This is a genomic window from Chryseobacterium sp. CS3K3.1 (genome assembly GCF_059515165.1).
Map to the genome: position 1 here is coordinate 65,028 of NZ_JCAKRV010000003.1, position 14,901 is coordinate 79,928.

The 14,901-nt window shown below is 37.4% G+C and carries 11 protein-coding genes; 7 read left to right on the forward strand and 4 right to left on the reverse strand.

Annotation, left to right across the window (positions count from 1 at the left end):
* Positions 1-184 precede the first annotated feature (184 nt).
* The 4 genes from bamG (at position 185) to AC5YGI_RS04270 (ending at position 4,016) form a co-directional block, all read left to right on the forward strand.
* Positions 185-1,498, forward strand: a complete 1,314-nt coding sequence (gene bamG / locus AC5YGI_RS04255) for a BamG family beta-barrel-assembly machinery protein (RefSeq protein WP_137905272.1) — start codon at positions 185-187, stop codon at positions 1,496-1,498.
* Position 1,499: 1 nt separating this feature from the next.
* Entirely contained in the window at positions 1,500-2,090 is a 591-nt protein-coding gene (gene lptC, locus AC5YGI_RS04260; protein ID WP_110011447.1) for an LPS export ABC transporter periplasmic protein LptC, read from the forward strand.
* Positions 2,091-2,101: 11 nt separating this feature from the next.
* Positions 2,102-3,145: an anhydro-N-acetylmuramic acid kinase gene (locus AC5YGI_RS04265; RefSeq protein WP_330747205.1), complete on the forward strand. Its 1,044-nt coding sequence runs from the start codon at positions 2,102-2,104 to the stop codon at positions 3,143-3,145.
* A 235-nt stretch (positions 3,146-3,380) separates the two neighbouring features.
* On the forward strand, positions 3,381-4,016 hold the full coding sequence (locus tag AC5YGI_RS04270; protein ID WP_330747206.1) for an immunity protein Imm33 domain-containing protein: 636 nt from the start codon (positions 3,381-3,383) through the stop codon (positions 4,014-4,016).
* Positions 4,017-4,340: 324 nt separating this feature from the next.
* Here the strand turns inward: AC5YGI_RS04270 and AC5YGI_RS04275 are convergent, their stop codons facing one another.
* Positions 4,341-4,730, reverse strand: a complete 390-nt coding sequence (locus tag AC5YGI_RS04275) for a hypothetical protein (protein WP_034699917.1) — start codon at positions 4,728-4,730, stop codon at positions 4,341-4,343.
* A gap of 36 nt (positions 4,731-4,766) precedes the next feature.
* Here AC5YGI_RS04275 and AC5YGI_RS04280 point away from each other — a divergent pair, with 36 nt between their 5' ends.
* A complete protein-coding gene (locus AC5YGI_RS04280; protein WP_330747207.1) occupies positions 4,767-5,375 on the forward strand; it encodes an NUDIX hydrolase in 609 nt (202 codons plus the stop codon).
* A gap of 157 nt (positions 5,376-5,532) precedes the next feature.
* Here AC5YGI_RS04280 and AC5YGI_RS04285 read toward each other — a convergent pair whose 3' ends face one another.
* Positions 5,533-6,804 (reverse strand): UDP-N-acetylmuramoyl-tripeptide--D-alanyl-D-alanine ligase, encoded by a 1,272-nt coding sequence (locus tag AC5YGI_RS04285; RefSeq protein ID WP_496167606.1) that lies wholly within the window; start codon positions 6,802-6,804, stop codon positions 5,533-5,535.
* 153 nt (positions 6,805-6,957) lie between these two features.
* The gene (gene gldJ / locus AC5YGI_RS04290) at positions 6,958-8,559 is read right to left on the reverse strand and encodes a gliding motility lipoprotein GldJ (RefSeq protein WP_496167607.1); all 1,602 of its coding nucleotides are present in this window, start codon (positions 8,557-8,559) and stop codon (positions 6,958-6,960) included.
* Between the two features lie 164 nt (positions 8,560-8,723).
* Between gldJ and porU the strand changes: the two genes are divergently transcribed.
* Positions 8,724-12,626, forward strand: coding sequence for a type IX secretion system sortase PorU (gene porU, locus AC5YGI_RS04295; protein WP_496167608.1), 3,903 nt, complete (start codon positions 8,724-8,726; stop codon positions 12,624-12,626).
* A 60-nt stretch (positions 12,627-12,686) separates the two neighbouring features.
* Positions 12,687-13,850, forward strand: coding sequence for a type IX secretion system outer membrane channel protein PorV (gene porV, locus AC5YGI_RS04300; RefSeq protein ID WP_062674515.1), 1,164 nt, complete (start codon positions 12,687-12,689; stop codon positions 13,848-13,850).
* A 210-nt stretch (positions 13,851-14,060) separates the two neighbouring features.
* Here porV and blaCHM read toward each other — a convergent pair whose 3' ends face one another.
* Entirely contained in the window at positions 14,061-14,819 is a 759-nt protein-coding gene (blaCHM, locus tag AC5YGI_RS04305; protein WP_496167609.1) for a CHM family subclass B1 metallo-beta-lactamase, read from the reverse strand.
* Between the last annotated feature and the right edge of the window lie 82 nt (positions 14,820-14,901).

The window sequence follows — 14,901 nt, forward strand, 5'->3', positions numbered from 1 at the left end:
TATTCATATAAACCGGGACTGTTCATCATAGGACAGTCTTTTTTTGTAAAACAGAATTGCTATTTTTATGGCTGAAAATTTGCATTTTTCTTTTAAAGGAAAGCCCTTAACAAACTTTAACCACATATAATTTTTACAATTCATTAATATTTAAGATATTTGCGCATTGTTTTAAAAATCAAGAATGAAAAAAATCTTTGTAGTATCATTCATATCAGTTGGATATTTTCTGAATGCACAGAGTCTAAGCAACTCCCCTTATGCAACTTATGGAATTGGAGATGTGAAATATGATAATACGATCGAAACTGCTTCTATGGGAGGTATATCTACTGCTTTTATAAGTGATTTTACCAGTAGTTTCAATTTTGCCAACCCGGCAAACAACGCCAATTTTGAACTTACGAGTATCAGACTGGAAGCTACCAACGAAAACAATTATTTCAAATCGAACTATAACGATATGAAATCTACAAAGCATTCTACGTACCTTTCCAATATTTCGATTGCATTTCCATTATCTTCAAAAGTGAAAATGGGGATCTCTTATCAGCCTTACAGTTCTAAAAGCTACGATATCGTAACGGAACAGTTTACAGAAGATAAAACTCCTCTTTACAAAAACAGCTTTAAAGGAAGTGGAACTTTAAATACAGCTCAGCTTGCTGTGTCTTATAAGATCAATCAGGAATTATCCGTAGGAGCAAAAGCCAACCTTTATTTCGGAGACCTTAACGACCTTAATGAATTCCGTGCTTACAACAGTAACCTTGGGACTTATGTAGGTGAATATGTTAATGGCTATGAGACTAAAAACAGAGTCAGAAACTTTAATTTTACACTGGGTACAAGCTACCAGACTTTAAATACACGTACTGATAAGAAGTTCACATTGGGAGCTACTGCTACTTTTGGGAATACCAGTAATATGACGACACAGTACGTCAACAGTACCTACAGATACTCTGATGCTCAGGAAACCACCAAGCTTAGCGGATCGGAAACCATTATTGAGCAAAAAGAAACAAAATCTAAAAACCTTCTTCCGTTACAGGCTTCATTAGGAGTGGGATATGGTAGTGAAAACCATTGGTTCGTATCAGGACAGCTTGACTATAAAAAAGGAGAAGACATCTCTTATTTCGGTAAAACCTTTGATTTCCAGGACACTTACAGGATTTCTGCAGGTGGATGGTATCTTCCTAACTATAATAACTTCAGAAACTACTTCTCAAGGGTGATCTACCGATATGGAGCGTTCTACGAAAGAGGAAATCTTAAACTGGAAGGAAACAGCATTAATAAGTTCGGTATTTCAGCCGGGGTAATGCTACCGTTCAAGAACAGCAGTATCACAAGAATGAGTGGTCTTGAAATCGGATTGGAAGTGGGTAAAAGAGGAACTCTTAAAAACAACCTGATCAACCAGAACTTTGTCAACCTGAGAATCGGCTTTAATTTCGCTGATAAATGGTTCAGAAAGACTCTTTATAACTAAGATGAATTTTTCAGAAAAAATATCATATAAAAATATAGCATGCCTTTTTAGTTGTGCTATATTTTTTATATTGACATCCTGTGAGGAGGATCTTACCAAAAGAAATGGCAACCAAAGCAAGAATTTCCCTTCACAGATTATCAACAACGCCAATATTATACAGCGTGACTCCGGCTTTGTGACTTTAAAAGCCAAAGCCCCCATCATTGAAAAATACGAACTGATCGACAGCCCGTATGTGGTAGCCCGAAAAGGAATTGATATTGAGTTTTTTGATAAAAAGAAACCTAAAGTTCCGGGAAGAATTACCGCTAAATATGCCCGTATTTTCGAATATAAAAAATTCTACGAAGCCAAAGGTGATGTAAGGATAAAGACCAATGAAGGACAGAGATTTGCCATGCAGAGTATTTATTGGGATCAGAAAAGAAACAGAATCTACACCAAAGATACGGTTTATGTTACCATGGAAGACGGCTCTACCCTGGTAGGTGCCAATGGAATGACTGCCAAAGATGACTTTTCCGAATACACATTCTATAACAATTCCGGAGATTTCAGTTCAAAAAGAATTTCTGAAAATAAAAAATAAATCCAAAAAGAATGAAAGCTGTGGCTATTGGACTGATGTCCGGGACAAGTCTGGATGGTCTGGATATCTGTCTTGCTGAATTTGAAAAGCAGGACACATGGACTTTTAAAATCCTGAAAGCCGAAACACTCTCCTATTCTGAGGATTGGGAAACCCAACTTAGAAACTCCATTCATCTTTCGTCCGAAGGTTTGCTGGAACTGCATTCAGCGTATGGTTTTTATCTCGGGCAGCAGGTTAAAGCATTTATTCATCAGCATCAGCTTGAAAATATCGACCTGATTGCTTCTCATGGGCATACGGTTTTTCATCAGCCTAAAAGGAAATTCACCCTGCAGATCGGTGACGGCAGAGCCATAAAGCTGGAAACCGGATTACCTGTTATCTATGATTTCAGAAGCCAGGATGTGTTGATGAAAGGAAACGGAGCTCCTCTGGTTCCTATAGGTGATGCATTACTTTTCTCCGGATACAGCGCCTGCCTGAATTTAGGTGGATTTTCCAATATTTCTTTACAATGGGATGGGAAAAGGATCGCTTTTGATATTGCTCCCGTGAACATTGTTTTGAACCATCTGGCCCAGCAGCTTCATAAAAATTTTGATGAAAACGGAGCGCTGGCCGCACAAGGAAAGATAGATGAGACTTTACTGAACCAGCTTAACAGCCTGGATTTCTACCAGATTTCGCATCCAAAATCATTGGGAATAGAATGGTGCCATCAACATATATTTCCCCTTCTTGAAAATATTGAAGCCTTAGATGCTCTGGCCACTTTTACAGAACATGCTGCCCAGCAGATTGCCAATGTCATCAATGAATATAGTATAAAAGACATCCTTATCACTGGAGGAGGCACTTACAACACTTTTTTAATTGAAAAAATAAGAGCAAAAACACAAGCCGAAGTGATCATCCCTGAAAAAGAGATTATCGATTATAAAGAAGCCCTGATTTTTGCCTTTATGGGCGTTTTAAAGATGAATAACGAGATCAATGTATTGTCTTCTGCCACCGGAAGTACAGCGGATCATTGTTCGGGAGTTATTGCTTAGATATTTTTCATATTTTTATTTCACCGATCAGCCCAGCTGCGCAAAATCTCCTGACTTTGCGCCAGTAATAAAATCAATTCTCCAAATGCTCCAAAACAGGAAGAATTCGGTGAGCAGGGTTGCTTTTCAATCCTAATGATTTCAAAGGGCTTAATAAAGCAAAATTCAAATTGTCAAACGAATCCTTTGGTGTGGCATTCTCCTGAAATTAGTGATTAAATCATTAAATAAAAATATGATATTATATAAAGAAATCGAAATTAATGTGAATAATAACACTTATGTGAAAACAAAAGGATTATATTCTTATATATCTAAAGAAATTAGAGTTACTATTGGTAATAATCTACCTGAAAACTATATAGGGGTTATTAAGTACATTATAGATTACATTGTAGATAGTAAACCAATCATTTCTGAAAACCAAAATATTGGCTATTATTCGTGGCTTTTACAATTTAGGTTGGATGAAGATAGTTGTTATGAAATATATGAAGCAAACTTAGACGGTAGTGGCTTTAATAAAGGTTGTGATACAGCAATTTCAGTTGTTAGGCAGCAAAGTGAAATGTGTTTACAACATGATCTTATTCCTCTATTTCCAAACTTCAATCAGTCAATTGTTATTTCAGATGGTGTCTATGAAGGAAAGGATGTTGAAGGAATAAGATATGATTCACCTCATGATGAGAGTGGATGGTACCTTATTACAGATGATTACGATGGCAATATTAAGTCATTAAAAATGGTACATTTTTATCATGTTGCCTTTGCCCGACCAGATATTTTACAATATCTGGCAATACCTTTCGGATACAGATTTATCATGAAAGACGGAAATGTTGAAATATATAGGGATGAGGAAAAGTAATGCTCAGGCATGTTTCAAAATATCTACTCATTATTAAAGGACATTGACAAAGAAAATTATAATATAATAATTGACTAATCCTTTTAATTAATACTCAAGATTAGTGATTAATAACGGTTTTCTTATTGGGAACCCTTCGATCGGCTCAGGGTGACAGGTCGCATACCAACTGAAATTTTTAAACGTTGTCAGGCTGAGCCTGTCGAAGCCGTTATTATTGACAGAGATAGGTTAATAATTTAAAAACAGGTATTTATTGGTTACCTGTTTTATTTTCGCCAACTTTCCTGTAAAATAAAAAAACCTTCAAAATGAAGGTTTTTATTATTTATAAGCTTCGATTTTATCGGTAAGCGTATTGATAAAGTTCTGTAAAGGCTTTTCTACCATCATTTTAATGAATGGATTGAATTTTCCTTCAAATAACATCTGAACTTCAGTCTGGTTTTCACTGATCGGGTTCAATGTAGCTGTTAATGAGAAGTCCAGACTTGAACTTGCAGATCTTAAAACAGCTTTCTGATCATCCACTTCATCTATTTTTAAAGCGATTTCAGGCATTCCCTGTAATCCAAATTTAAATCCGTTATCTCTTGTTTCAAATTTCTGAAGACCGTCCGGCATAAAATCTTTATAATTTTCAGGTGATTTCAGCAACTCTGTAAGTTCTTTAGATGATTTATTGACAATAATCTTTCGTCCTTCTAAATTCATTTTTTATTTTTGTATTTAAATTCTTAACTATTACAAATGTATAAAGTTTTTGTCAACGAAAAAAAATTATTACTATCTAAGCATCCAGAAGAACTTGAAAAAAAGCTTGTATACGAAAATTATACAACTTTAGAGATCGCCCTGGATCTTCTGGAGAATACTTCTGTGCAGGAACTTAATGTGTATGGAGAGAATTTGGAAGAAATCTGGCATGAATTTCAAAAGCTATTCAGAATTATAGAGGCTGCAGGTGGTCTCGTTAATAATCCTGAAGGTAAGATTCTTTTCATCAGAAGATTAGGCAAATGGGATCTTCCCAAAGGTAAAATGGAAAAAGGAGAATCCAGAGAAGAGTCTGCCGTACGGGAAATAGAGGAAGAAACAGGGTTGAGTGATGTTGAGCTTGTACAATTCATCAACACGACTTATCATATCTATGTAGAAAGAAACGGGGAGAAAATCTTAAAATGCACCCATTGGTTTGAAATGAACTTTGATGGAGAAGATACCTCCAAACCGCAGATAGAAGAAGGTATTACCGAAGTAGCATGGAAAACGACCTCAGAAATTGAAAATGAAGTGTTCCCGAGTACTTTTAAAAATATCAAACTGATCGTAAAAGAATTCTGGGAGCTGAAGAAATAAGTAAGAAGGCTGGAAGAGTGAAGCTGGAAGTTACGATCAAGCATCCTCATTTTCCGGTGATCATTTTACAATGAAAATTTATAAAATGGTACAAAAAAGAGAACACTCTTTGATTGCCTTCAGGAACTTCCCTCTCCCAGCCTCCGGCTTCCCTACTCTAAATAAAGTCGATTACTTTCTCCAGAGCAATTCCTCTGGAACCTTTTAACAATATGTTTTCAGACTGAATTGGATTCTGTTGTAAATATTCTATTAATGCTGCTGTATTTTCAAAAGCAAAATCTGAAGCATTCACAGATTTAAAATGTTTACCAACCGTAATAATCTCGTCAAAATGAAGGTCCTGAGCCAGTTTTAAGATGTTCTGATGCTCTTTCTCACTTTCATCACCTAATTCCAGCATATCTCCGATGATAATGGTTTTGCTGCCTTCAAAACTGATAAAATTATTTAAAGAAGCTGTCATAGAGCTTGGATTGGCATTGTAAGTATCAAGCACCAAAGTCCTGCCCTCTTTTTTCACCACCTGAGATCTCATATTGGTGGGGGTATACAGCTCCAGAGCATGTTTTATTTTTTCAAAGCTGATTCCGAAATGAAGACCAAGACTGGCAGCAGCACAAAGATTGGTAAAGTTATACTCTCCTGTCAGTTTTGAAACGGCTTTTACTCCCTGATAAGTCAATCCTACAAAATGTTCAGCGGAAAAAGATTCAAAGTTGTAATCCGATGTTTCTTTCCCAAAAGTAATTTTAGGTGAATAGTTTTCAGTCTTTTCAGCCTGGATCGGATCGTTTTCATTCACAACAATCGTTCTGTTGTTATTTTTAAGATAATCATAAAGCTCAGACTTTCCTTTAATTACTCCCTCAAAACCTCCGAAGCCTTCCAGGTGAGCTTTCCCAAAGTTGGTAATATATCCGAAATCAGGTTGTGAAATGGTACACAGAAATTCAATCTCCTTTTGATGATTCGCTCCCATTTCAATTACAGCCATCTCATGTTCCGGTTTAATGGAAAGGATGGTCAACGGAACTCCGATATGGTTATTCAAATTTCCAGCAGTATACTGAACATTAAATTTTTCAGAAAGGACCGCATGAATCAACTCTTTGGTGGTTGTCTTTCCATTACTTCCCGTAAGTCCGATAAAAGGAATATGAAGCTGGCTTCTGTGGTAGATTGCCAATTGCTGTAAAAATTCCAGCGTAGACGGAACATAGAAAATGTTTTTATCTCTGTTTTCAAATTCCGGAAGTTCAACAATCACTGCCAGAGCTCCGTCATCAATGGCTTTTTCTGCCAGCGTAGCTGCATTGAAATTCTCACCGGAAAAGGCAAAGAAAATATCATTCTTTACTATTTTTCTGCTGTCAATGGTTACTTTTGCCGCGTGCAGAAATAAAGGATAAAACTGTTCTATATTCATGTGGAAATATATATTTTTTTTTAAGAAGTGACATGCAACCGCCAAATCTACACGAGTATTTCAGGCTTTTCAGCCCAAGCGGTTTCATGGTTCAAAAATAAAAAAACCTTCCGAAAGTCCGGAAGGTTTTTTATAAGTATTTTTTGATAAATATTATCTTCTAGTTCTACTCTTATCGTTAGTTCTGGCATCCTGTGCAACACGGAAACCTACCCAACCATAAGCTCTGTTTTGATTTTTATATCTTCTTTGTCCCGGATCCAACCAGTATGCTGTATCCTGCCATGAACCTCCTTTTACTACTCTAACCTCGTTAGAGATTGCAGAAGTTCTGTCTTTAGTATCTTTCTGTAGTTTTACTCTACCGCTTCCATCTACAACGAAGCTTGTTTTAGGAGCGTTGTACATATCGAATCCGGCAGCAGAATCAGAAGCTCTGTAATATTCTAAAGAAGACTGTCTGTCACCGTCTCTGTAGTTTCTGTAGTCAGCAATAGTTTGTCTTTCGAATTGTCCCGGAAGACCTTTGTAAACTAATCTTCCATCTGCTAACGTATCATACTTGATAGTACCTTCATCGATCATTTTATAAGTTCCGTCACCGTTTCTTACGATCGCCTGAGGCATGTTTCCTCTGTAGTAGTTGAAATCGTTGTAATCTTCATCGATGATAGGTCTGTAAACGTCAGCCGTCCATTCAGAAACGTTTCCGTACATACCGTAGATTCCTAAATCGTTAGATGGATATTGTCTTACATCAGAAGTCTGAGCTGATCCGTCGTTTTTCCAACCTGCGATACCAGAATAATCACCTCTACCCATTTTGAAGTTTTCAAGGAACATTCCTCTGTCTCTTCCTTTGGAACCTCTTAATCTTTCAATTTGAGGTTTTTTACCAAGATATTGGTTATATTCTCTGTTTTTAGCCATACCCAGAGCTGCATATTCCCATTCTACTTCAGTAGGAAGTCTGAACTTCTGTACCATTGCAGAATTCGGAGCTCTGTTAGCGGCAAGCAATCTCTGGTTTGTCGTTTTCATACCAGTTTTCTGCTGCATTCTTTTCTCATTGATATATCCCTGCATTTCAGGATCATTCGATTTGAATTTATCCATGTTGAAAGCTGTTCCACCCTGGTTGTTGGATTCGTTGATATACAAATCTTTGGCAATAATACCAGCCTGCATCAAAGCTTTTTCATTGGCTCTGTCAGACAGCCATTCACAGTATCTGTTTGCCTGAGTCCAGGAAACTCCTACTACCGGATAGTAATCAAATTCCGGAGAACGCAGATAAGTTTCGTTATAATCGTTTCTTGCTAATTTGTTGTCCCATAATAAGGTATCCGGTAAAGCACCGTTATAGATCTCCTTAAAACTCGGGTCACTTGGTGGGAATACATACTTCAACCATGTAAGGTATTCGCGGTATTCGTAGTTAGTAATTTCAGTTTCTCCGATAAAGAATGAACTTACCTGCATTCTGCGAGGTGTATTATTCCAATCGTGCATAACATCATCTTTCACTAATCCCATTGTAAAAGTTCCACCTTCTACATATACCATCCCAGGCCAACCCTTCTGCTTCTGTTGCTTTCCTGCAAAAAACCAACCCTGTTTTTCGTTTGGTTTCCAACCTGTTTTGCTGACAAATTTTTTGGTACCGCCACCTTTGCTGGTTCCTGATCCGCCACAGCTGGTTAATGCAAGTGTAGAACTTAATGCTATTAATGAAAACAACTTTAGTTTTTTCATAGTCGATATAAATATTTTCAAAGTACAAAGAAAAAATAAATTATTCAATAAATCAAGTAAACATTTGATTTTTTTGAAAAACGTTAACAAATTAATTTTATTGTATCACAATTTAATTCTAAAATTTTCATTTATTTTGTAATTTAGCAATTTCAATAGTAAACATGAAACGAAAAATTACGATTTTATCTTTAATCGCTTTTGCATCAACACTTTACGCTCAAAGAAACACCATAGAATGGAACGGTTCTAAAATCCAGGATTTTGGTGACACAAAATTAAATCTTCCTAATTTTAAAAATGAAGGTTTTTCTTACAGCCAAAATAATGTTTTTATCGTAAGCAAGCAAAAAATCGGAGAAAAGCAATTAAAAATCTCAGACCTTGTCTGGGAAAACGTTTCAAACCAGGATTTGTTTGAGCTGGATAAAGGCAGACTTCCGGATTATGATGTAGCAGATGTTTCCTATTATACTTTAGAGGGTGAAAGCTATGCCAGCATTAGTATTGCTTTATTTAAAAATGTAAAAGGCCGTGTTCAGAGATTATCTTCGTTTAATGTTTCGGAAGCTTCTTCTTTTATCAATACCACAGGAACTGTTAATAAAATAGGAACCACAGGAAATCCTTTATCAAGTGGAAATTTTTATAAAATAAAGGTAGACAAGTCCGGAGTATTCAAAATCACTTCCCAGTTTTTAAAAGACAACGGAATCAATCCGGGTTCTGTAAATCCTAAGAATTTCAGAATTTATGGAAACGGAGGGGTCATGCTTCCCGAATACAATCAGGATCCAAGATATGGTGCTTTACAGGAAAATGCCATTCAGGTGGTAGGTGAAGATGACGGGGTATGGAATGACAATGACTACGCTCTTTTCTATGCGCAAGGTCCAGACGGATACAACCTTTATGATACTTCCAACGGGAACGGTTTTAAAAGACACGATACCCGGTTCAGTGAAAGAAGCAATAATGTCAAAAACATCTATGAGGATTTCTCCTATTATTATATCAACTTTGATAAAGGTGCGGGAAAAAGGGTTGCGACTGTAGACGGAAACCTTCCTGCCCAGCTGATTACAAGGTATGACAGTTACCAGGTGATCAACAAAGATCAGAAAAACCTGCTAAAAGTAGGAAGAACATGGGTAGAAGATACTCCTTTCACCAATGAAAAAACAGTAACATTTACTACCAATTCCCCGATACAGGCGAATGATGTCATACGATACAGAACCCAGGTGGTAGCGTACAATTCCCAGCAGAATACGATAGATTTTAAAATCAACAATTTAAATCCGCACCCGCTGCAGGTAATTCCGACGGACACTTCTTCCTATCAGTATACCTTCTATCCGGTAACTTATACTGGAACATTAACCAATCTTACCGGAAATCAGTTTACACTGGTTTATAATCCGGATATCTCCAAGAATCCGAATGGAACTTTCTATTTTGATTATGTAGAGGTTCAGTATAAGGAAAATCTTGCATTCAATGGTTCACAGATGAACTTCAGGGATTATTCGATTGTCAGTGGAAGCAATACAGACTATGGTTTCAGTATCAGTAATGCTGCTGCTATAGAACAGGTATGGGATGTAACGGATATTACCAATGCTAACAGAAGAGTGAATAAGGCAGGAGCCGGTTCCTTCAACTTTGCATATACGGCTGCTGATCAGAATTTCAACAATGAGTTTGTAGCTTTCCGTGCTGATGCGGCTTTCAGTCCACAGTTTGTGGGAAGAATCTCCAATCAGAATCTTTCCGCAATACAAAACGTAGATTATCTGATCCTTACCGTTCCTGAAATGATGGGCCAGGCACAGAGAATTGCCAACTACCATCAAACCAAGAATAACTATAAGGTAGAAATTGTTGACATCAATAAAATCTACGAGGAATATGGCAGCGGAAGTAAAGATCTTACCGCGATAAGAGATTTCGTAAGCAAACTCAATACTCCTCTGGGAAGACTTCAATATGTATTTATCCTTGGGGATGCTTCATACGATTATAAAAACAGGGTTCCGAATAATTCAAACGTTGTTGCCAGCTATCAGAGTGAGCAGTCTTCCGATTATGTATCCTCTTTTGTGACGGATGACTATATCGTAATGACCAAGCCGCAGAATACATTATTAATTGAAAACAACCTTCCGGATCTTCCGGTTGGCAGAATTCCGGCAGCCAATGCCAGTGAAGCCGGAGATATGATCAATAAAACACTGGCTTACTATAATTCCCTTCAGGGACAGTCGAGCCCGTTTGGAGACTGGCGTATGCGACTTGACTTTGTAGTGGATGATAACAACGAAGGGGGAAGTCCTTTCCACAGTGTCATGAACAGCTCCCTTGCCGGCATATTTGAACAGCCGGGTCAGCAGGAACTTAAAGAGTATAATGTTAAAAAATTATACATGGATGCCTTTACCGCCCAGAGTACTTCAGGAGGGCGAAGATATCCGCAGGTAAACCAGGCCATTTCCAATGCTATCGGAAACAGCTTATACCTGTTTTATTTCGGACACGGAGGAATCAACGGCTGGGCGCAGGAAAGAGTACTTACGAGCACAGAAGTTCAGAATGCCAACAATTTCTCTAATGTATACAGCAGATTCCCGTTTGTATCTACCATTACCTGTGAGTTTACATTATGGGACGAACCTTCAACCAACTCTGTAGGAGAACAGTTTATTAAGATGAAGCAGGGAGGTGTTTCCACCATGATTACTTCCAGCCGTGCTATCGGGGTTGATTATGGACGTGATTTTACCAATACTTTTACTCAGAATATTTTTAAGTTAACCAATGACGACTTTAATACGCTGGGAAATGCACACTTAATTGCTAAAAAACAAAAAGGACCAAACAGTAACCACTTAAAAGTAAACTTACTGGGTGATCCTGCCATGAAATTAAGCAGACCACAGAGACTTCTGGTTATTGATAATATTGAAACTCCTGTTCCGGGACTGATCAGAGGGCTGGATTTTGTAAAAATCAAAGGACATATCAATAATCCGAACGGAACACTGAACAATACTTTCAACGGAAAGGTCAGCATCAATATTTTTGATAAGAGATTAAATAAAAAAACATTAAATAACAGTGGCGTTTTATCTCCGGTGTTAGAGTATACCGAGGAAGGAAGTGCTATTGTAAAATCTGCAGGAACTGCTGTAAATGGGGTTTTCACTGCTGAATTCTATGTACCAAAAGACATTAACTATGCTGTAGGCCAGGGAAGAATACTAGCCTATGCAGATAATAAATCAACGGATGTTTTCAACAATCAGGCTGTACAGGTAGGCGATATTAATCCAAACGGAATCAATGATAATCAGCCTCCAAAAGTAAAACTGTATATGAACAACACCAACTTTGCAGATGGTGGAATTACCAATCAGAACCCTATGCTTCTTGCCTGCCTTACCGATGATACAGGAATCAATTCAACAGGATCCGGTGTAGGGCATGATATTACAGTTTATCTTGACGGGCAGATTATCAATACTGTTGTTTTAAATGATTTTTATGCTCCGGGAGAAGGAAACGGATGTTTAAATCCTAGTCTTGCCGAATACCAGAAAGGAAATGTAACCTACCCTTTCAGAAATCTTGCAATAGGACAGCATCAATTAACATTTAAAGTTTGGGATATAAACAATAATTCTACAACTGCTACGTTAAATTTTGAAGTTAAAGATGAATCTGACCAGCATCTGACAATAAACCGTCCGCTGAACTGGCCCAATCCATTTACCAATAAAACCTATATTCAGTTTGAGCACAACTGTGATGACATTCTGGATGTAAACGTACAAATTTATACAATAACCGGAAGATTGGTAAGAACTTTATCGCAGCCGGTGGTTGCAGAACCGTTCCTACAGGGCTTCAGAACCCCTCGTCAGGCGATAGAATGGGACGGAAGAGATGATTTTGGAGCTACTGTAGCAAAAGGTACGTATATTTTTAAGATATTTGCAAAAAGTCAAAATCAAGAAAAATGCAAAGGAAGTGCTACAGCTGTAGAAAAAATGGTACTTTTGAAATAATAAAACAAAACAATAGACAATAATATTAATAAAAAACTGATAATATATAAAAGACAACATATGAATTTAACTACTAAACTGCTATTAGGATTTGGTTTGAGTGCTGGTTTTTTAGGCTATTCGCAAGATTTAGGTAAAGTAAACCCAGTTCTTACCGGAGCTCCTTTCTTAAGAATTGCACCTGATGCAAGATCGGGAGGTATGGGAGATCAAGGGGTGGTAACCTCTCCGGATGCATTTTCACAATTCTGGAATGCGGCTAAATACCCTTTCAGCAGGACAAGTTCTTCCGTAGGTCTTAACTATACGCCTTACATGGGAAAACTTACCAATGATGTATTCTTATTATATGCCTCGTTCCATAAGTTTTTGGGGCAGGAAGAAAGATCTACAATTTCCGCGAGTATCTATTATTTCAATATGGGACAGGTAGACCTGACTCAACTGGTGGGTACGGAAATCGCTTCTATGGGTACATCAAAACCAAATGAATTCTCCATTGACGTTGCCTACGCTTTGAAACTTTCTGATTCATTCTCCGGAGCTGTTACCGGTAGATTTATCCGTTCAGACTTAGCCGGAGGATTCAACACAGATACAACACTTAAGGCTGCGAACAGTTTTGCAGTAGACGTTTCAGGATACTATACCTCTCCAAGATTCTCCAGTATTGGCGGATATGATGGTAAAATCAATGCAGGTTTGGCCATTCAGAACTTAGGTCCGAAACTGGATTATACAGGGAATGAAGAATCAAGATCTTATCTTCCTACCATGGCAAGATTAGGGGTTGGATATGACATGTACCTGGATGATATGAACAGAGTAGGAATTTCTGTGGAAGGTTCAAAACTATTGGTTCCGGGATCTGAGTATGCCGGAATTGACCCGAATACAAGACAGCCTATTTATCAGATTCCTAATGTAGGGCCAATGGCTGGTATCGGAAAATCTTTCAAAAATAAAAACAGTATCATGTACAGTGGTGCTTTGGAATATTCCTACGACAATGCATTTTCTGTAAGAGGAGGTTACTTCCATGAAAGTGAAGAGCAGGGAGCAAGACAGTTTGCAACTGCAGGGGTTGGGCTAAGATACCGTTCTTTCGGACTTGACCTTTCTTACCTGATCAACATGTCTAAAATCAACAGTGCTTTGGATAACACGCTTCGTTTCGGTCTTACCTGGAACATCGGAGAAGAAACATCCAACAACGATCGTTAATAAAAGCAACAGCTCTATAAAAAAAGCCTCATACATTTTTGTATTGAGGCTTTTTTTATGTCAATCGTCAATGGTGAATTCGCTTCGCTTGTCAATTTTTTTCATCACCATTCACTTTGGATTCGTGAATAGTCAATCGTCAATCTGCTTCGCTTGTCAATTTTTTTCTACTGCAACCATTCACCATTCAATTTGCGAAGCAAAAATTCACTATTGACCTTTAAATAATGTAATCGTATAGTCAAGGAGTTTTCCTTCACCATATTCGCCATGTCCGGGAACTACAATTTTCACATCCGGATATTCTTTTTTTACTTTTTCAACGGTATTGGACCAGGCAGAAACATTGGCATCCCCCAAATATCCTTTACCTGCCTCCAGCTCCTTTAACAAACAGCCCCCAAATAAAATATTTTCGCTTGGAAAATAACCTACAGCATTGTCTTTTGTATGCCCTTCACCGAAAAATTTTGCAATGACATCTTTATCCCCGACTTTTAAAATAACAGAGTCATTAAAACTGTTTTCAGGAATAACAAAATTATTTTCTCTGGCCAGCTCAATTGTTTTCACGTAGGAATAGGATGGAATATTGTGCTTATGAAAAGTCATCAATCCTCCCAAGCTGTCATCATGAAAATGGGTTGGAATAATGGCCTTAATTTTCGAATCAAGATTTTCATTAATCCATTGTATCAGTTCTTCTGAACTTTTATCATCGGTAGGTGTATCAAAAACAACGGTTTCGTGATGATCTTTTACAATCAAACCATTACAAGGTACATTCCCGAAATCATTGGTCTGTTTAAAGGAGGTATGAATAAAAGAATTTTCTGAAATCTGAGTAATGATCAAGGTTTTTGATTCATATATTTTCTTTGCTTTATAGCTGTTTTTGCTCTGTGCACTGCAGCTTAACATGATCATAGAAAACAAAATGGCCACTATATTTTTACTGATGAACTTCATAAAATAATTATTTATAACTGATTTAAGCTAAGGTAAGGATTCATGGAACAGGATTTGTTAGCTGTTGTGTTAAAAAATGACG